17 protein-coding genes are annotated in these 20033 nt (G+C 40.4%); 2 read left to right on the top strand and 15 right to left on the bottom strand.

From position 1 onward, the window contains the following. Nucleotides 1-6: 6 nt before the first annotated feature. The 5 genes from purL to purK are packed head-to-tail and all read right to left on the bottom strand — an operon-like array spanning nt 7 to nt 5101. Complete coding sequence (purL, locus tag CVD27_RS03245) at nt 7-2295, bottom strand: phosphoribosylformylglycinamidine synthase subunit PurL (protein ID WP_101646454.1); 2289 nt, start codon at nt 2293-2295, stop codon at nt 7-9. Continuing rightward, nucleotides 2282-2965: a phosphoribosylformylglycinamidine synthase subunit PurQ gene (gene purQ / locus CVD27_RS03240; RefSeq protein ID WP_101646453.1), complete on the bottom strand. Its 684-nt coding sequence runs from the start codon at nt 2963-2965 to the stop codon at nt 2282-2284. The genes purL and purQ overlap by 14 nt, the downstream gene beginning before the upstream one ends. A 12-nt stretch (nt 2966-2977) precedes the next feature. Further along, the gene (purS, locus tag CVD27_RS03235) at nt 2978-3232 is read right to left on the bottom strand and encodes a phosphoribosylformylglycinamidine synthase subunit PurS (RefSeq protein ID WP_101646452.1); all 255 of its coding nucleotides are present in this window, start codon (nt 3230-3232) and stop codon (nt 2978-2980) included. Then, complete coding sequence (gene purC, locus CVD27_RS03230) at nt 3225-3944, bottom strand: phosphoribosylaminoimidazolesuccinocarboxamide synthase (RefSeq protein WP_101646451.1); 720 nt, start codon at nt 3942-3944, stop codon at nt 3225-3227. Before purC ends, purS begins: the two co-directional genes overlap by 8 nt. Nucleotides 3945-3973: 29 nt before the next feature. Next, nucleotides 3974-5101, bottom strand: a complete 1128-nt coding sequence (gene purK, locus CVD27_RS03225) for a 5-(carboxyamino)imidazole ribonucleotide synthase (RefSeq protein ID WP_308301730.1) — start codon at nt 5099-5101, stop codon at nt 3974-3976. Nucleotides 5102-5314: 213 nt separating this feature from the next. On the opposite strand from purK, the gene purF reads away from it, so the two are divergent. Further along, nucleotides 5315-6694 (top strand): amidophosphoribosyltransferase, encoded by a 1380-nt coding sequence (gene purF / locus CVD27_RS03220; RefSeq protein ID WP_101646449.1) that lies wholly within the window; start codon nt 5315-5317, stop codon nt 6692-6694. 196 nt (nt 6695-6890) lie between these two features. On the opposite strand, the gene CVD27_RS03215 is transcribed toward purF, so the two are convergent. The 4 genes from CVD27_RS03215 to CVD27_RS03200 form a co-directional block, all read right to left on the bottom strand. Continuing rightward, entirely contained in the window at nt 6891-7415 is a 525-nt protein-coding gene (locus tag CVD27_RS03215) for a 3-phenylpropionate/cinnamic acid dioxygenase subunit beta (RefSeq protein ID WP_180960129.1), read from the bottom strand. Continuing rightward, complete coding sequence (locus tag CVD27_RS03210; RefSeq protein ID WP_374703038.1) at nt 7416-8765, bottom strand: aromatic ring-hydroxylating oxygenase subunit alpha; 1350 nt, start codon at nt 8763-8765, stop codon at nt 7416-7418. It lies immediately after the preceding gene. A 198-nt stretch (nt 8766-8963) separates the two neighbouring features. Continuing rightward, nucleotides 8964-10424, bottom strand: a complete 1461-nt coding sequence (locus tag CVD27_RS03205) for an MFS transporter (RefSeq protein ID WP_101646447.1) — start codon at nt 10422-10424, stop codon at nt 8964-8966. Nucleotides 10425-10469: 45 nt separating this feature from the next. Further along, nucleotides 10470-12254, bottom strand: coding sequence for a thiamine pyrophosphate-requiring protein (locus CVD27_RS03200; protein ID WP_101646446.1), 1785 nt, complete (start codon nt 12252-12254; stop codon nt 10470-10472). A gap of 161 nt (nt 12255-12415) precedes the next feature. On the opposite strand from CVD27_RS03200, the gene CVD27_RS03195 reads away from it, so the two are divergent. Beyond that, the gene (locus CVD27_RS03195; protein ID WP_101646445.1) at nt 12416-13297 is read left to right on the top strand and encodes a LysR family transcriptional regulator; all 882 of its coding nucleotides are present in this window, start codon (nt 12416-12418) and stop codon (nt 13295-13297) included. A gap of 207 nt (nt 13298-13504) precedes the next feature. Here the strand turns inward: CVD27_RS03195 and CVD27_RS03190 are convergent, their stop codons facing one another. The 6 genes from CVD27_RS03190 to CVD27_RS03165 all read right to left on the bottom strand — a co-directional run bounded on the left by CVD27_RS03190 (nt 13505) and on the right by CVD27_RS03165 (nt 19983). Then, nucleotides 13505-14752, bottom strand: coding sequence for an L-lactate MFS transporter (locus CVD27_RS03190; RefSeq protein WP_101646444.1), 1248 nt, complete (start codon nt 14750-14752; stop codon nt 13505-13507). A gap of 146 nt (nt 14753-14898) precedes the next feature. Beyond that, nucleotides 14899-15669, bottom strand: a complete 771-nt coding sequence (locus tag CVD27_RS03185; protein WP_101646443.1) for a LytR/AlgR family response regulator transcription factor — start codon at nt 15667-15669, stop codon at nt 14899-14901. Continuing rightward, nucleotides 15666-17327 carry a sensor histidine kinase gene (locus tag CVD27_RS03180; RefSeq protein ID WP_180960128.1) on the bottom strand — a complete coding sequence of 554 codons (1662 nt, stop codon included), beginning with the start codon at nt 17325-17327 and terminating at the stop codon, nt 15666-15668. Before CVD27_RS03180 ends, CVD27_RS03185 begins: the two co-directional genes overlap by 4 nt. A gap of 171 nt (nt 17328-17498) precedes the next feature. Beyond that, the gene (locus CVD27_RS03175; protein ID WP_219621281.1) at nt 17499-18320 is read right to left on the bottom strand and encodes a phosphoenolpyruvate hydrolase family protein; all 822 of its coding nucleotides are present in this window, start codon (nt 18318-18320) and stop codon (nt 17499-17501) included. Next, nucleotides 18320-19552, bottom strand: a complete 1233-nt coding sequence (locus tag CVD27_RS03170) for a Tm-1-like ATP-binding domain-containing protein (protein WP_101646441.1) — start codon at nt 19550-19552, stop codon at nt 18320-18322. The genes CVD27_RS03175 and CVD27_RS03170 overlap by 1 nt, the downstream gene beginning before the upstream one ends. 74 nt (nt 19553-19626) lie before the next feature. Next, nucleotides 19627-19983 carry a cupin domain-containing protein gene (locus CVD27_RS03165; protein WP_101646440.1) on the bottom strand — a complete coding sequence of 119 codons (357 nt, stop codon included), beginning with the start codon at nt 19981-19983 and terminating at the stop codon, nt 19627-19629. Nucleotides 19984-20033 lie beyond the last annotated feature (50 nt).

Raw genomic sequence — 20033 nt, 5'->3', positions numbered from 1 at the left:
ACTCCTTTACGGTAAACTTGTAGAGATTTCCTGCATGTTAAACTTTTTTAGTAATCCGGAACGCATAATATCAGGAATAGTATTCCGCCAGACAGCATCCAATGTAGCAACAGGTTGTGAGATTATGTTATTTCCATTATGAAAAATAGAAAGTTCGCTACCCTTCACTTTCCCGATCTCTTTTATCGGAACTTCTTGCTGTTTGGCCATTTCCTTTATCTTCTCAGCGTGTTTCTCTGACATAGATACAATAATTCGAGATTGAGTTTCACTAAAGAGACTTAAGTCCGTACGCAATTCATCAGTTAAATGAATTTCTGCTCCCAACTTCCCGCCTATACAGCTTTCAGCTATTGCAACTGCTAAACCCCCTTCTGCCGCATCATGAGCTGATTTTACGATTCCTCCTTGAATGATCTTAAGGGTAAAGGCTTGAATCTTCTTTTCCAAGTCAAGGTTTAACTGCGGCGGACGGCCTTCGATCTTGCCTGTCATCATTTTTTGGTATTCCGAGCCGCCTATTTCTGCTTTGGTTTCCCCAATTAAAAAGATTATATCGCCTTCATTTTTAAACTCCTGTGTTGTAATGTGAGCGATATCTTTCATTAGCCCAACCATGCCGATCGTTGGGGTTGGAAAAATGGCTTCTCCTTTTGTCTCGTTATAGAGGCTTACGTTTCCGCCAATAACCGGGGTATTAAGTTGTCGACAAGCTTCACTAATACCATCAGCCGCCTTTTCAAACTGCCAGAAGATTTCTGGTTTTTCTGGACTCCCAAAATTCAAGTTATCTGTAATCGCTAAAGGTTCCGCTCCGGAACAAACCACATTACGGGCCGCTTCTGCTACCGCGATTGCTCCTCCTACAAATGGATCAAGGTACACATACCTGCCGTTGCAATCCGTCGTCATCGCTAATGCTTTCCGGGTTCCACGAATCGCAACAACAGCAGCATCGGATCCTGGTATAACGGCGGTATTTGTTCTCACCATATAATCATACTGTTGATATACCCACTCTTTACTGGCAATCGTAGGCGAGGCAAGCAGCTGCTTTAAAACCGAATTATATTCTTTTGGCTCTTCCATGCCTGCAGCTGCGTCTATCGATGAAAATCGTTCATAATAAGGAGCCTCTTTAGAGGTTTTACAATAAACCGGCGCATCTTCTGCCAGTTTGTCTGCCGGGATTTCCGCAACGACCTCTCCTTTGTGGAGTAATCGAAGATGATTATCATCTGTCACTCGGCCGATCACGGCAGAGTGCAGTCCCCATTTGTCAAAAATCTTTTTTACTTCCTCCTCTTTTCCACTTTTGGCGACAACCAGCATTCTTTCTTGGGATTCTGACAGCATCATTTCATAGGCACTCATCCCTTTTTCACGTTGTGGAACGAGGTCTAGGTTTAATTCAATACCATTTCCCGCTTTACTGGCCATTTCAGAACTGGAGCTGGTTAATCCTGCAGCCCCCATATCCTGTATTCCTACTACATGACCTGAGGAAATCAATTCAAGAGTCGCTTCCAGCAGCAATTTTTCCATAAACGGGTCGCCTACTTGAACAGCTGGACGTTTCGCTTCTGAATTTTCACTCAACTCTTCTGATGCGAAGGTTGCTCCATGTATACCATCTCTTCCGGTTGCAGCTCCAACATAAATAACCGGGTTATTAATCCCTTTAGCGACACCTTTTTGAATTTCATCATGGTTAATTAACCCGACACACATGGCATTTACAAGGGGATTGCCTTCATAGGAAGCATCAAAGTAGATTTCCCCGCCAACTGTAGGAATGCCCATACAGTTACCATATCCTGCAATACCGGCGACCACATTTTCAAAAATATATTTCGTTTTTGGATTATCAAGTTCGCCAAAACGGAGTGAGTTTAATAAGGCAATCGGACGTGCACCCATGGAAAAAACATCACGAATGATCCCGCCAACTCCCGTCGCAGCACCTTGATAAGGCTCAATGGCTGATGGATGATTGTGGCTTTCAATTTTAAACACGACCGCTTGGTTATCACCAATATCAACAATTCCAGCCCCTTCTCCAGGACCTTGCAAGACATGCGGGCCTAAAGTGGGAAAACGCTTTAGGACCACCTTCGAATTTTTATAGCTGCAATGCTCGGACCACATGACACTAAATATTCCCGTTTCCGTATAATTAGGTTTTCGCCCGAGAATCTCGATCACTTTATCGAACTCTTCGTCCGTCAATCCCATTTCCCGATAGACCTTTTGCTGGGCGATTTGCTCGGGAGTTGGTTCTTTATGCTGTACCATGTTGTTGCCTCCAGTAACTTAAAATAGATGAAAACATCCGTTTTCCGTCATCTGTTCCGAGCCACTTGTGAACGGCACGTTCCGGATGGGGCATTAATCCTAAAACATTTCCTCTTTCGTTGATCACCCCTGCAATCTCAGAAATAGAACCATTTGGATTGGTCCCTTTATATCTGAAAACAATTTGATTGTTCTGTTCTAATTGTTCCAATGTTTCTTGGTCACAATAATAATTTCCATCGCCATGGGCAATGGGAATACGAATCGTTTCGCCTTCCTGATATTCTAAGGTGAACGGAGTTTGGTTGTTTTCTACTGTTAAATCAATGGTATCACAATGAAATTTCAAACGTTGATTTCTTCTTAGAGCACCTGGCAATAACCCTGCTTCTGTTAGTATTTGAAATCCATTACAGACACCAAGGACCAATTTCCCCTCTTCCGCTGCTATTTTCACCTGCTCCATGACGGGAGACAGACTAGCAACAGCACCTGGCCGCAAATAATCCCCGTAGGAGAATCCTCCTGGGACAAGAATCGCATCATATTTCGATAGGTCTGTTTCTAGATGCCATACATATTCGACCGATTGTTCAATTGTATCTAAAACCGCCTTATACATATCTACATCGCAGTTTGAACCAGGAAAAACCAATACAGCAAAGTTCAACTTACTTCCCTCCTATCCTTCCATTTTGTTAAGGTCAAACCTAAAGTCTTCAATCACGGTATTGGCTAATAGTTTCTCACACATATCGCTCACACGTTCTTCTGCCGCTTTTTGATCATCACTATTTATTTCAAGCTCCATGTATTTCCCAATGCGTACCTCTCCAACCTCATCATATCCAAGTGAATGCAGTGATTCCTGAACGGCATTCCCTTGTGGATCTAAAACACTTTCTCGCAGCGTTACGTATACAGTCGCTTTAAACATTGACACTACCCCCGATTCTCCTTAATATTTCTTGATATGCTTCTTCGACGCTGCCTAAATCCCGTCTAAACCGATCTTTATCCAGCTTTTTCATTGTGTCGGCATCCCAAAATCGGCACGTATCCGGGGAGATTTCATCCGCTAAAATGATGGTCCCTGCTGGGATTTTGCCAAACTCTAATTTAAAATCCACCAAGATAATATTTTTGTTTTGTAGAAATTCCTTTAGGATTTCATTGATTTTCAGAGCTTGTTTTCGAATTTCAACTAATTCCTGTTCTGCAGCGAGCCCAAGAATGTCAATATGATCATTGTTAATCATAGGGTCTCCCAGCTCATCATTTTTGTAGTAAAATTCCACAATCGTCTTCGGGAGTTCCTTTCCTTCGTCCCATCCAAGCCTTTTTGCCATTGATCCTGCAGCGATGTTTCGAATAACCACCTCAATGGGGATTATCTCCACCTGCTGGACAATTTGTTCTGTTGCTGAAATTTTTTTAATAAAATGATTCTCTACCCCTTTTTCTTTCAGCATACTAAGGAAAATAGCACTAATCTCGTTATTTAGCGTTCCCTTTCCTGCTATTCGTGCTTTTTTCTCCCCGTTAAAGGCAGTCGCATCATCTTTATATTCAATCCAGTACTTTTCTGGTTCGGATGTTTTGAACACTTTTTTCGCTTTACCTTCATAAAGCTGTTCTAATTTTTCCATTTTGTTTTACCCCTTCGCTCTACATTCATTTAGGTCCAAATTTGAAGTTCCTTTATTTGCTGGTCTACTTGTTCGATTGTTGAACCTAAAAAGTTGATATGGCCCATTTTTCTATTTTCTACACTTTCCTTCTTACCGTACAAATGCAGTTTAGCTGTAGGAGGAAGACGACTGATTTTATTAAGCACTTCACTTAAATGTTGACCTAAGATATTCACCATAATAATCGGGCTTAAGAGGCTAGTTTCTCCTAAAGGCAGTCCACATATGGCCCGTATATGTTGTTCGAATTGTGATGTTATACAAGCATCCATTGAATAATGACCAGAATTATGTGGTCTTGGTGCTAACTCATTCACGATGATTTCTCCATCATTGGTAAGAAACATTTCTATAGCAATTAATCCGATTACTTGTAATGACTCAGCCACTTTTAATGAGATTTTTTCCGCTTTCTCTTGTTGCTCAGCAGTGATTCTTGCAGGAACGATAGACTGATGCAGAATATTATTGATATGTATATTTTCAGCAATAGGAAAAGTCTTTGTCTGCCCTTGTAAATTTCGGGCAACAATGACCGATAATTCTTTCGAAAAGGGAATAAACTTTTCAATAATCATGTCTTTCCCCGCATTTTTCCAAGTCTCAATCGCATTTGGAATATCATCCATACTACTTATTATCCATTGCCCTTTTCCATCGTAGCCCCCAGTAGCTGTTTTCATTATGTAAGGAAAACCAAAACAATCAACGGCTTTATGTATATCATTTTCAGACTCTATGACCAAGAAAGGAGCGACAGGCACATTATAGGAATGCAAAGTTGATTTTTCATGGATCCTGTTTTGTGTTATTTGTAAAAGTTCACTTCCTTGTGGGACAAAGGATGTTTTTTCTAACAAGGAAGTCACATTTGAATCGACGTTTTCAAATTCGTAGGTAATAACATCTGAGGAATCGGCTAATTCCTTGGCAGCCTTGAGATCAGAATAGGAACTTATTATTTGTTGATCTGCTGCTTGCCCACATGGAGAGTCCGGATTCGGATCCAGGGTAATAAAGCGATATCCCATGTTTCTCCCTGCAATCGAAATCATCCTTCCTAATTGCCCTCCGCCTAGGATGCCAATTGTTGAATCGGGTTTAATTACTTTCACAGCGTTTTCCCCTTTCAAACAACAAAAATTCTTGTGTGTTTATAATCTTTTAATGATTTTAGATTATCCTGAATCACCCTCCTTTAATTAATAACTAGAAAACTTTTAAGCTTTAAGCAGCCAGAACAGGCGAACTAAGAAATGAAGAATAAAAAAGGATAGAAATTTCCCCTTTGCCAAAAATAAGGGAATGAAATTATGGGAGGAAGACAAATGGATTCAGGAATGCAGGAGAAATGCGGGGTATTTGGAGTTTTTAATCATCCTAAAGCGTCCGATTTAACTTATTACGGACTTCATGCCCTTCAACACCGCGGTCAGGAGAGCGCAGGAATCGTTGCTAGTGATGGGAAGTCATTTAGGCATCACAGAGGAATGGGGTTAGTAACTCAAGTATTTTCACGCGAGATTCTTGATGGATTAAGTGGAAATATGGCTATTGGTCATGTAAGATATTCCACTTCCGGTGCTAGTTTACTGCAAAATGCACAACCCCTTGTCTTTAAATATAGTGAGGGTGATTTAGCTGTGGCCCATAACGGGAACTTGGTGAATGCTGCTATCGAACGGAAGGTTCTCCAGCAACAAGGTGCCATCTTTCAGACAACAACAGATACGGAAATTATCGCTCACCTTATTGCCCGTTCCAGTAAAAAATACTTTGAAAGAGCTGGACCTGAAGTACTTAAGCGGATTGATGGTTCATTCGCTTTGCTTATCATGACAGATAAACAAATGCTTGTTGCCCTTGATAGACATGGGTTACGTCCTCTAAGCCTCGGAAAAATTGGTGAATCCATTATTGCCGCTTCCGAAACCTGTGCTTTAGAGGCGGTTGATGCCAAGTTTTGGAGGGATGTCGAGCCGGGAGAATGGCTTATCATTGATGAAAAGGGTATTCAAACAGGCCGATTTGCCGAAAAAGGCGATATTTCCCTATGTTCCTTTGAATTTGTTTATTTTGCCCGTCCAGATAGTGTCATTCATGGAAGAAGTGTTTTATCCATCCGGAAAGAATTAGGTCAAATCCTTGCAAAAGAACATCCAACACAAGCAGATGTGGTTGTGGCCGTTCCAGAATCAAGTGTCCCCGCAGCCATGGGTTTTGCCCAACAATCGGGTATTCCCTATGAAATGGGTATCATCAAAAATCCTTACGCAGGCCGTTCTTTTATTGAACCGACCCAAGAATTGCGGGACTTGGCCGTTCGTCTAAAATTAAGTGCCGTCAGGGAAATTCTAGAGGATAAGCGAGTCGTGCTTGTTGATGATTCGATTGTTCGTGGAACAACAAGTAAGCGTATTGTTCAATTGATTCGTCAAGCAGGTGCCAAGGAGGTTCATGTACGAATAAGTTCCCCTATGGTCAAAAATCCTTGTTTTTATGGAGTGGATATGCCAACAAAAGAGGAACTTTTTGCAAATAAGCATGAGCATGAACGTGCAATGGGAAAAGTAATCGGTGCAGATTCATTAGCCTTTTTAAGTACCGAAGGATTATTAGAGGCTGTAGATGTAGATTTAGCAGACACAAGCAGCCGCTGTATCGCTTGTTTTAGTGGAGCTTATCCAACTAAATTGTATTTGAAGTAATACACCACGGACACTTTGATATAATCAAGCTACACTTGAAAGGGAATCACACCCAGGGTGTATTCCCTTGATTATTCATGTATGATAATTGACTTCCAGATTGTTCGATAACAAAAAATCCGAAATTCTTGCAAAAAGTAATACTTCGGATTTAGTCTATTTCTGAGACCTCTCAAAAAGTGTTTTCGGAATCTAACTATAAGAACATACTCATATTCATCGTCGTAATAACAGTCTGATCAGGAAATATGGTCCGTGAAACAATTTTATAGTCATTATGAACCTTCCGAATGATATCATTTCTCTCACCAAATAATTCTTCAATTACATGTGTAGAACCTCTGCTTCTTTTATATAAGAAATAACTAATGACTCTAAATTCATTTGGATTTTCAGTTGGTTCAACCACAATGTTTGAGATAAAATGGCGCTGCCGTGTTGCTGGATTTTCCACCCAAGCTGATTTGGTATACAACCGATTGACCCGTGTAGTAAGTGAAAGCTTTGTTTCTTCATAAAAGGACGAATCACTAGCAATATCATTCACTCCAACACCTTCTACCGTTTCTCTTAGTGGCATACGATATTCGATTTCATCATCCAGCAATTCGAGCCATTCTTTATATTTACGGTGATCTAAAAAATAAGCTTCTTTATGAAGAAAACGAGTGATTTCTAATTCCAACTCAGTTGAGATTCTCATTTGAACATTGGACTCCATTTAAACTCCCTCCTTAACAAAGAGATCCTTTGAAATCAACTCAAGCCATTCTTCATGCATTTTTCTAGAAATCGCATCAAGATAGCAGGTTGGATAGGCCGTTCCGGGACCAGGGAAATTTTCATCCGGTTCAATTCGGTTCATTCCCATTAAATAGTTACTAACGTTGTTATAGCTTAATTCTTTATCCCGCATCATCAATCCACTGCTTACTTCCACAATCCGTGCCCATGTTTCCGTATCATCCTGTTCAAGTGTGCCGGTTGGACCAAATGATCCTAAATACCCTTTATAAGCTGCTTCCTTATATTCCTTCGGAGCCGCTTTATCAATAAAGAACCAGCACCATACCTCCACTTTTTCAGGTCCTATCGGTCTCCAGAGCCGGAAATTCAAATAATTGTGCAAATGTCCTTCTGTCCCATGAATCGGACTGACGAAGGAAAGGTTTGGGTACACGCCGCCAACAAAAACCGTTACTCTTGAAAGGATGTCATATTGTTCCGGAGTGACGTTTTTCTTGAACATCGGCCACATCGATTCAGGAGTTCCTTGAAAAGGCACCCTGGCTTCACCGGTTTTAGATGTGATCACATTAATTCCATGAGCATGGTCCATGACTACCTGGTGTCCATATCCCGCATAAAGCGGGTCTTCTGGACTAATTCCCATTTCAACTGTAGAACGATGAGTGGTTTGGACATGGTACGGGTCAGCAGCAAAGTTTTCCGCCGTTGCCTTCCAATTCGCTTTTGCTACCCAGCGCTGCGGCAAACCAATAACTTCCATTCCCCCATCACTTCTGCCCATCATCATATCCAAATACCACTTCATATCACCTAAATAGTCTTCCAGACTTTCCGCATTTGGATCAAGGTTTCCAAAAATCATCCCCTGGTAAATTCCAATCTGCGGGACTTTGCGTAGTCCCCACTCGGATTTATCCATTTCTTCACCGTACACTTTATTACCAGCAACGATGCCGATTAAATCCCCATCAAGATTAAAGCTCCAGCCATGGTATGGACAGGTGAAAGATTTTTTGTTTCCCCGGTCTGCCGTGCAAAGCTGCGTTCCACGATGTGTACAAGAATTGAGATAAGCGTTAATTTCACCATTGCGATTTTTCACAAGAAGAATAGGATCATTTACCATCCATCTTGTCACATAGCTGCCTGGCTCTTTTAACTCCGATTCATGTCCAAGAAATTGCCATGAATGTCCGTATATTTTTTCAATTTCCAGTTCATAAAGTTCCGGATCTGTGACGACCCACTGGGGCAGCAGTCCTTGCTCCATTTTTTCTTTTAATAGTTGGAACGCTTTTTCATCCAATGTCTTTCTAAACAATTGCATTTTATTTATCCTCCTTCACTTTTAAGTGAAAAATGGTAAGGCAATGAGCCGAAAGTTACTCTTGAACAAATCATTTAAGCTTTTCTATTTATGTAAAATCACACCGACTATTCTATTAAAAAAATAAATCAGCCCCTGTCTTTCTCCTTTAGGAAAAAGACAAGGCGGTTTTTATCTTGCAGAGTTTACCGTTTATTTCTCAACAGTTAAGCTCATTTGCGTGGAGACTCCCCGGTTGACGCATAACACAAGAATACAGCTGGCAGCAAGGAGTACACCATCCAGCAACAGCGGGGCTCCCCAGCTTCCAGTACTGTCACGAAGAACACCAGAGACAACCGGAGAGAGAACTGCTCCAATCTCCGAGATAAAATTAAACATTCCAAAAGCTGCACCCCGATTATTTTCAGGAGCAATTTCAGCATTCAAAGCATGTGACACTGGCTGAAGGGCAAAGAAGAACAACCCAGATACAAAAAGGATGATCGACATGATGACAGGATTGTTATGACCCGTCATTACGTACGCAGCAAATATAAATATTGATACTGTCAGTAATGCAGTCATAACGGCCAAAACATTTCGGCGGCCATTTTCCGTTCCAGCTACCATATCGGATATCCTTCCTCCAATTGGGAAGCCAATAATGCCAGCAATACCATTAAAGGAAGCAACCAGCGCAGCTGCAACAAGTGCTCCGCCGCCAAAATCCTTCACGATCGAAACGGACCAATAACCATACAGCCACAAATGCCAAATCACCGGAATAAAGGATAGGTAAAGAAAAATTAAGTTTTTATTGGCTAAAACAGGACGAATTTCAGATTTACGCGTTTTGTAAAGGAAAATAATAAAGAGCGGACAAAGACAGACTAAAATAAAAGCAATGGCAATATCGGATAATCCCATTTTTAAGGCAGCAAAGTAAATGCCCATGATGATGACAACGAAAACAGCTGCATACTTCAACATTTGAAGAAATGCACTTCCATAGGCTTCTTTGACTGCTGGAGATTCTGGGTTCATTTTCTGAACAGATGCAGATAAAGGTTTCATATATTTATAAATTAGGATTGAAGCGATTAAAGTAATGACACCAAGAAGGATAAAAGGAGAGCGCCATGCCTCTTTCCCCATCACTGGTTCCATCGCGTTGAGAAGAAGCGGGACACCAAGAGTCGCGACTGTTAGACCAACCGAAAGTCCGGTAATAACGACACCCATTCCAAGCCCGACTTTTTCCTTTGGTGAATGGTAGACAATATAGGAGCGGTCATTCGAATAAAAGACCCCTTCTCCCAATCCCAATAACACACGTATAAGAACAAACAGGATTAAGCCTGAGATAACCCCTGTGAATAGGGTCGTAATCCCTGCCCATAAAATACTTAATACTACAACTGTCCGGTGCCCAAATTTATCACCAATGGAACCGCCAGGATATTGATTCATCATAAAACCGGCAAAGAATAAACTGCCGATTAATCCCCCTAATCCATGTGGATTTGGGACATTGGACAGGAAAGACACCTTATTGTCAATCATCCATGTAATGACAGGTCCGGTGGCTGTCCGGTCAATATAGGAAACAAACCACCCTAAAAACAGCATTGCCCAAATCGTGTGATAGCGCTGCCAGCCCTTTTTCTTCATCCGTTCTCCCCCTTAAATTTAAATATCAATTTATTTGAATACTCTTTATAGCTGCTGTTGGGACACATTTTGAAGCCGTACATCTAATACAGCCGATCTTCCGCTTTTGACCATTTTGATCGCCTTGACAAGGCTGTCCATCAGTTCCTCTGATCTTTCAATAATTTGCGCATAGGCTCCGCCAGCGGCCTCGGCTACTTTCGATAAATCCGCCACCGGGTCGAAATTCACCCAAAATTGATCGGTTCGACTGGCAATTCCATTTGGATGTACACCCAATGTGGACATCCTTGGCGCGCCCCAGCCATGATTGTTATAAATCACTGTTAAGAATGGAACGTTATATTTCCTTGAGATCCAATGGACAGGTGTCGGATTACTGAAAATATAAGTACCATCCCCTGTAAGATTGACAATCATTTTCTCCGGAGCTGCCAGCTTAGCACCAATGGCGGCACCACCGTGCCAACCCAGTGAGCTTGCCCCACTTCCAAATAGCGTTCCAGGCGTGTTCCGTGGAAGGTGTTTGGAAACAACATCATAATTCGTAATGGATTCTGTCAAGACAATCGTGTTTTCATCAATTGCCTCGCGGATACAGGCTGTTAAATACTGAGGTGTAATGATGGCAGGGTTCTGTAAGGTCTCATTCTCTTTCCATTCCTTTCTTTGTTTGGAATGGATCGTAGCAATTTGGAGGTGGCGGTTAGATATTTTTTCTTGGTTTAAATCGTTAACACTGTCAATATAGGAATTTAATTGCTGAAGAGCCACCAATGAATCTGCTTTAAAAAAGCTTTCAGACGGAATATACCAAAGTGGTGTTTTCTCTTTTAATGGATCTACATCAATATAAGAAATAGCGCATCCATCAGCAGGCTTATTGACTAATGGAATCCAAGGAATATCACTATCAATGACCAGAATATAATCCGCTTGACTTAATAATTCATTTTGAACAGGAGCGTTCCATTGATAGCCTACATGCATCGAATGGTCAGCGGGAAAATTTACATAGTTTGGTACGGACTCCAATACAGGAATCGCTAACTTCTCGCTAAGCTTGACCAACTCCGAAACCGCTTCCGTATTTCGGCCAAGGTAGGAAGTGACAATTAAAGGATGTTCGGCTTTGATCAGATTCTCGGCAAGTTTTGCTACATCGTCCGGTGCAATTGCACATGAAGAAAGTGGTTTCCATCCACGATGATCAACAGCTGGAGGTTCAATTTCTGCTTCCAACACCTCACGGGGTGCCATTAAATAAACGGGTCCCTTTGGATCACTTTCTGCTATTTGCAGCGCCCGATGAACCAGCTGCTTTACATTTTTCCCTGTCCTTATTTCATTGTCATATTTCACATATTCTCTTACAATCCCACGCTGGTCAAACACATCTTGAAGCCAGTGAATATGTTCATTCCGGCTTCCTAAAAGTTCCCCTTCCTGTGTATATGGTGAAGCTCCAGCAAGAATAAATACAGGTACTCTTCCTCTGGCCGCATTATGTATGGCCCCACCCATGTTTTGGGTTCCACATTCAACATGTACAAAAACAGCTTGGGGTTTTCCACTAACCTGCGCAAATCCATGTGCAGCACTTAAGGCTACCATTTCATGCGGGCAAATGATCACTTTTGGGAATTCTTTTTGTTCTAGTTGAGCCTGTGCCCAGCTTTCTATAATGGCTGGATGGTCACTTCCTAAGTTTGCAAAAATGTAAGAAACCCCAGATTCTTGAAGTGCCTCCATTAAAGCGGAGGAAGTTGTGTACTTGAAATTTCCTGTCGCTGCTTGAGCTAATGCCATAGAAGTTTTTTCACTAGACATAATCACATCTCCTGTCCTTCGATTAAATCTCTAATAACAGTTATGAATTTTTAGACTTTTAAAACTTTAATGCCATTATATTTGTAAACCCTTTCATTGTTCAATATAATATTTTTAATGATTATCATAGTTATAAACTATCAAAAAAGGATGTGAAGCTAGTGGAGTTTCGTCTATTAGAATATTTTGTTACCGTATCTGAGGAATTACATTTTACAAAAGCTGCAGAAAAACTAGGAATCAGTCAGCCCACACTGAGTCAGCAAATACGGCTGTTGGAAGCCCAGCTGGGTACCCCCCTGTTCAGCCGGGCCGGGAAAAAAGTACGTTTAACCTATGCAGGGAACATTCTATTGGAACATTGCGAACGGATTTTTTTTGAAATAGAACAGGCAACTACAAAAATTAAGGACGTGAGGGGGATTTTACGCGGAAAATTGGCGATTGGATGCTCGGGAGGACATTTACTCACATCTCCAGTTTTATCCTTTCATGAAAAATATCCTGGAATCGAGCTATCCATCATTGATTTGAGAACGAAAGAGACCTTTGATAGGATTTTACAAAATCAATTAGACATGGGAGTAACCTTTTTAATGGAGGAAGACAATCGGCTTGAAACAATCCCACTTTTTGAAGAGGAGTTTTATTTAGTCATATCCCATCTTCACGACCTTGCTGAGATCGAGTCTATTAAACTAAAAGACTTGCAAACCTATCCGCTGACATTACTGCCCCATCAATTTACCATGCGTCACTTTTTTGAGGAAGAAGGTCAAAAGGCTGGCTTCACTATCCAACCTAGAATTGAGTTTTCAACCGTTGAGGGACTGCTTCAACTTGTAAAGAAGAATCATGATTTAGCCACTATTTTACCAAAATCCTATCTTTCTACCATTCACGATCATAAAATTAGACAGGTACAGATTATGGATCGTGATTTTCGAAAAATGATAGGGATCGTTTATAAAAAAGATTTATTCATAGACAATACGATGGATGCCTTTATTAAGCAATTGATTAATACATACCAAAAAGAATAAACAAACGGTTCATTGCTTCCTCATTTGCTTGGCTAAGAATTAATTTTTTTATTAAAGTTTCATATATAGCAACAATACAGTTTACTTCCCAAAATATCGTTGCTAGAATTCAAAATATTAAGCGGCATCATTAAATATTCTTACATACAACAAAAAAAGGCAGTATGTTCCTGCCTTTTTCCAAATTCCTTCATTTCTAATTCGATATTAACTTGCTCGTGTATCTGGTGAGAAGCTGCCAATTTTACCAGTATTACTTTTATCCTTCGCTTTAGGATTGCCATTGCCAGGTGACTTGATCGTCATGGCAATGATGACAGAAACAATGCTCAAAACCGCAATTAACTTAAAGGTTGGAATAAATCCGCCTAAAGAGGAAGCAATAAATGATCCTGAGATGGCGCCAATACCGAAGCCTTGATAAATGATTCCATAGTTTTTACTTTGATTTTTCAATCCGAAGAAATCGGCGACAATGGCTGGAAATACTGTAATATTACCGCCAAAACAAAACGCAATTGCAGCTACACTAGCAAAGAACAGTCCATAATTCAGATGGACAAAACTTAATACAGATACAGCCGCTGCTGTAACAAGTAATGCACCTGATACTACTCGTAAACGGCCTACTTTATCCGATAAAGCTCCAAGAATAATCCGGCCGCTTGTATTAAAGATGGCAACTAATGCCACTGCATTACTTGCGGTTGCAATATCAAGCCCAGCCATTTTAACACCAATGTCCTTCACAATGCCAATTAAGAATAATCCACTCATGCAGCTTGTAAAGAAAATCACAAATAAGAGATAAGCTTCCTTCGTTTTTAACATTTCTTTAACCGTATAATTTTTTTGAATTCTGCCATTTTGAATTTTTTGCTCTTGAGAAATTTTGGCTTCCCGAACTAGAAATGAACCACCCACGACCATGATCATGACGATTAATCCCCAAAAAAGGAATGCCTGGGTAACCCCGGCTGATTGGATGAAGGACCCATTAATGAACTTGAATATTAAACTACCCGTACCATACGCTCCAACAGAAATTCCAGAAATAAGACCTTTTCTTTCCGGAAACCATTTAATTAAATTTGATAATGAGGTGATATAAGCCGTACCATCAGCTGCACCAACAATGACCCCTGCTAAGATATAAAGCATCCATAATGATGAAACTTGGGAACTTATTATTAATCCAGCACCGAGAACAATACCTGCACAAGTAAGTAAACGGCGAATTCCCCATTTATCCTGCAGCTTCCCTGCAAACAGTGTGGATAAAGCTAAGGCTAAGCTAGTAATCGAAAAAGTCAAAGCAACTGAATTTAACTGCCAGCCAAAGTGGTCTACCAAGGGCTGGTTGAAAAGACTCCAAGTATAGATAGTACCTAGTCCCATTTGTACGATAATGGTTCCTATTACAATTAACCAACGACGATCTGTGCTTGTTTTCATCACAATCTCCTCTTTTCTTCCTATAAAAATAATCATGTTTACCATTAATAATCTTTTTGTTATCGTTTACATGATCATAATACCACTGAAAAAAAGAGAGAAACCGTTTTCGGAATGAAATGCTTAATAATCGGAATGAATGGAGGTTATAGCTTCATAATTTGTCGAAACGCTTTCACCTTGCTTCTGCTTACCGGAATTTCTATTAAAAGATCTTTCAAACGCAATTGATAGGTTTGGTTAAACCAAGGTACAATTTCACGAATTTTTGTTAAGTTAACTGTATACGAACGGTGACAACGAAAGAAGATGTCTTCCGGTAAAAGAGCATGAAATTCAGATATACTCATCGGCATGGTATATTCCTCATTCCTTGAGTAAACCAATGTTACCTTTTCACTTGCTTCCGCATAATAAATGTCATTCACATCCGTCACAATAATTTTATCATTCTTTTTTAAATTAATTCGATTTGGCGCCTTTGCGTGGGCTTCCGTTTCATGTGCAGGAGCATTCGTTTTTCTATCAAGGATCATGGTATCAGTGGTATGATCCCGTGTATAGGCAGCTTCAAGCCTGCTTAACATCGCCGCAATTCTCTTTTCATCATATGGCTTGAGGACGTAATCAAAGGCTTCTAGTTCAAATGCCTGCGCGGCATGTTCCTTATAGGCAGTGGTAAAGACAATATAAGGTCTTTTGGTAAATTTGCTTATGGTACTAGCCAGCAGCATCCCATCAAGTGATGGGATATTAATATCCAAAAAAATCACGTCTGTTTCTTGTTCCTGCAGAAATTTCAATACATCTAAGCCATCATCAAAGAAATGAGTGACTTCAATATTACTATAGTTTTCAATTAAATATTCCAATTCTTCACGAGCTGGAATTTCATCTTCCACAATGATTGCTTTCATAGTTTCTCCTTTACCATTTCAAAAAAAACTTCTGTTCCTGGTGACAGACGGCGAATGACGAGCCCATGTCCAAAGATGAGTTTGACACGCTGATGTACATTATACAAGCCGATTTTGTTTGCTGGTACAGTATCATGCTTCAATTGGTCGATGACCTCTTCACTAATGCCAGCACCCGTATCCTTGACACTTACTCTTATTTTTTTTCCCAAATCCTTAATTGAAATGGACACAATTCCTGGTCCTTTTCTCTTTAAGATGCCGTGAATGATGGCATTCTCCACTAAAGGCTGGATGAGCAAGCTTGGAATTTTAAGATCCACTTCATCAATATCATATACTATTGTCAAACGGCTCCCAAAACGGGCTTTCTCAATTTCTACATAATCGTGGACCTGATTCAATTCTTTATGTATGTCAATCAATTCATCACTGACCTCTAGATTGTAGCGCATATATCCGGAGAGGTTGATAATCAACTCACGGGCCTTGTCGGGATTCCTGCGGGTAGTGGAGGCAATCGCATTAAGGGCATTAAACAAAAAGTGAGGATTAATCTTTGTTTGCAATGCCTTCAACTCTGCCTTATTGGCTGCTTCCTTTATTTGTTCAATGCGGGAAACTTCCATAAGAGTGGAAATAATCTGCGAAAGTCCGATGGCCATCGTCTGAAGCGAATAAGTCATCTTATAGGCTTTTCGATAGTAGATTTTTAATGTTCCTGTCACTTCTCCATGTTCCTCAAAAGGAACAATCAACAGAGAGTGAATTTGGGGCGTATGGTGATCGGCAATTTGATTCCGAATGATGAACTTCCCGTTTCGAATCGCTTCTTTTGTCAAATCACTTATTATTTCTTGACCAATCCGATAATGCTCTTCCCCAAAGCCAACATAGGCCAGGACATTGTGGATATCTGTAATGGCAACTGCATCGGCCTTGATATCATCCTTTATAATACTGCAAATCTTTCTTAATGAATCGGAATTGATAGAGCGAAAATAAGGCAAAGTCTTATTCGCAATATCTAATGACAGCTTGGCCTGTCTTGCAGCGATCGTTTCTTTTTCACCCTCCACACTCATAACCAGTAATACAATCAGACCAATGTTAACTGCTCCCGCTATCATAGGAAAGGCAATTTTCGAAACGATATCCAATCCAAGTGAAAATGGTTCTGCCATGGCAAGAATCAACAGCATCGTCAATATTTCACAAAACATACCTGCGGCTATTCCATAAATCCAACGTAAAGATCTCTTTACTTTTCGGTTAATATAACCAGAGACAATCCCCGCAATAATACTTGTGATTAAGCATGGGACCGATGTGATTCCACCAATATCAATTAAATAGCGATGCACACCCGAGACGACTCCAGAAATGATTCCCACCCAAGGACCGAACAAAATACCACCCGAAACAACTGCGATGATCCTAATATTCACCAGGGAACCTTCGACGTTGATCCCCGAATAGGTACCAAAAATAGCAAATAAACAAAACATAAGAGTAATAACAAGCCGCTCTGTCATTGAATGGCGGTCTTTTTGAAGGGATTCTTTAAATCTTGGGATTCGGATCATAAAGAATAGACAAATCAAAAGCAAAGCAGCACGTTCAAATAAATGGATTAGCATTTCTAATGATGTATTCATTGGGAAATCCTTTCAAGTTACTTATCAATATTTTGTAAGATTGTTCTAAAAAAGTCTGCCCAATAATTCTAGGCAGACTTTATTATTAAACAATATAGGTGAAAAAGCCAGTGTAGTGAATAATTTTAGGTGGAAAAGTAACTATTTTAAGAAGGTCATCGAAGTATACAACTAGTAAATATTCTTAAACTTTTTAACCTGCTCAGTAATAGCAATTTCCGTCGGCAGCCGCTCCATGCTAGAAGCTCCAAAAAAGCCTGCAACACCATTGGTTTTACTTAAAACATACGCGGCATCTTCTGGTTCGGAGATAGGTCCGCCGTGACATAATACAATGATTTCGGGATTTACCGATTTGGCTGCATCATGAATTCTCTGAACAAGATCCACTGATTGGTCAAGCGTTAAAGCTGTCTTTGCACCAATACTTCCCTTGGTTGTCAGCCCAACATGTGCTACAAGTACATCTGCTCCAGCTTCCGCCATTTTCATGGCATCTTCTTCATTAAAAACATATGGTGTCGTTAGTAATCCGAGTTTATGAGCTTTCCTAATCATCTCCACTTCCAGATCATAACCCATGCCAGTTTCTTCAAGATTTTGTCTAAAAACTCCATCACATAGGCCAACCGTAGGAAAATTCTGCACCCCAGAAAAGCCCATCCGTTTTAAATCTTCCAAAAAAACATCCATTACTCTAAAAGGATCTGTTCCACATACCCCAGCTAGCACTGGTGTATTTTCTACGATCGGAAGAACTTCTCTTCCCATGTCTACCACAATTTGATTGGCATCCCCATAAGGCATCAATCCTGCTAATGAACCTCTGCCTGACATGCGGTATCTGCCAGAATTATAGATAATGATTAAATCTACTCCACCCATTTCAGCACATTTTGCTGATAAACCTGTCCCTGCTCCGGCACCAACGACAGCTATATTTTCCTTAATATTTGTGTGCAGTCTTTGTAGGATTTCTTCTCTAGTAATCATCATGAAATAGAAATCTCCTCTCTTAAAATACTTAATAATTGCTCTGAAATAAGTACGGAAACAGAAGGATCATTTATATTCTTTTCACTCTCAATAAATGGAATATCGCTTCTCAAATTTTCTTTTAGAGCCTTATAAAGGGCTTCCCTCTCCTCTACCCCATCAAACGCTTGAGAGGCCTGATCAATGAGCGAAACTCCTCCTTTTGGGAAAATAACAACAGTCGGTGACTTGGCTTGATTCAACTTTTTCGCGATTGTTTCCCCTAATTGACGGTTCTCTTCTATTGTTGTCCTCATTAATGTTGTTGTTGGGTTGTGTTGATAAAACTTACGATTTTTAAATTTTTCCGGAACGGTATCAGGTGGTCCGAAATTCACCATGTCTAAAGCTCCTACAGATACAACCTGTGGTACTCCTGATCTACCTGCCGCTTCCAATCTTGAAGGGCCGGCAGTAAAAATGCCACCTACCAATTCGTCCGCTAATTCAGTAGTTGTAATATCAGCAACGGCCTTAATAAAACCTGCATCGACTAACTCTTCCATAGCGAGACCACCTGTTCCAGTTGCATGAAATACTAATATATCGTACCCTTTCTCTTCGAGGATTTCCCGAACTCTTGTAACACATGGTGTTGTTACCCCAAACATGGTCATCCCAATGGTTGTTTTTTCTTCTTCTTGTTCAAGCTCAGTTGAAATTCCCTTAACCATTCCACCTATTGCATAGGCAGCGTTACTCAGGATACGACGTGATAATTTATTAACTCCTGCAATGTCAATAACTGAATACATCATGGTTACGTCCTTCACACCCACGTATGGCCTAGTATTACCAGAGGCAACTGTGGAAAGAAGTAATTTAGGGATTCCAATAGGAACAACTTTCATGGCTGATGCCCCAACAGTAGTTCCTGCTGTACCTCCCATTCCAAAAATCCCGCCAACAATCCCTTGTGCCAATAATTTTTCTACAGCTTTAGCAGCTCCTTCAGCCATTGCAGTTACGGCTTTCCCTCTATCTTTTTCTTCTCTAAGAATTTCTAAAGTTGTTCCCGCAAACTGGGCAACTTCCGAACTTGGTATATCCGGATTAAAAGCAGGTTTATTAAGGACACCCACATCAACAACCAGGGTCTCGATACCTAACTTTTCTAGAGCATCCTTTATATACTTGAATTCAATCCCCTTTGTGTCCAATGAACCCACTAGAACCACTTTCTGTGTCAAAATTACTACACCCCTTTTAATAAAATGAATTTGTGCAGTATAAACATCTCAAAGCGAATAATCTGTTCTAAGTATTATTCTCCAATGGTTTGCCGATCAGGTGCAGAGTAAGCAATGATCATACGGCAGGGCTCCCAACTGGTTACCACTGCATTATGCGATACTCCCCTTGGTATTCTTAACATCATGCCGGGTGAAAGATGGAATACCTCATCCCCTAATGTATGGTCACATTCACCTGAAAGAACAAAGATATACTCTTCACAATTAGGATGAATATGTCTCGGGTTTGACTCACCAGCATTAATAAAAACCATCCCAAAAGTCATCTCACAATCTGAATCGATCTCCTGGCCGCATAACCATTGGATTTTTCCCCATTCCATATCCAATACATGTTTTTTGTCTTTTAAATCAGTAATTGTCGCCATTATCCTCATCTCCCTTTAATTTTAATAATTGGGCATGACCATATTTCAAA

This window comes from Neobacillus cucumis (genome assembly GCF_002860255.1).
GTDB lineage: Bacteria > Bacillota > Bacilli > Bacillales > Cytobacillaceae > Neobacillus > Neobacillus cucumis_A.
The sequence above is the reverse complement of the archived record's forward strand: the minus strand, read 5'-3'. Positions and strand labels throughout refer to the sequence as shown.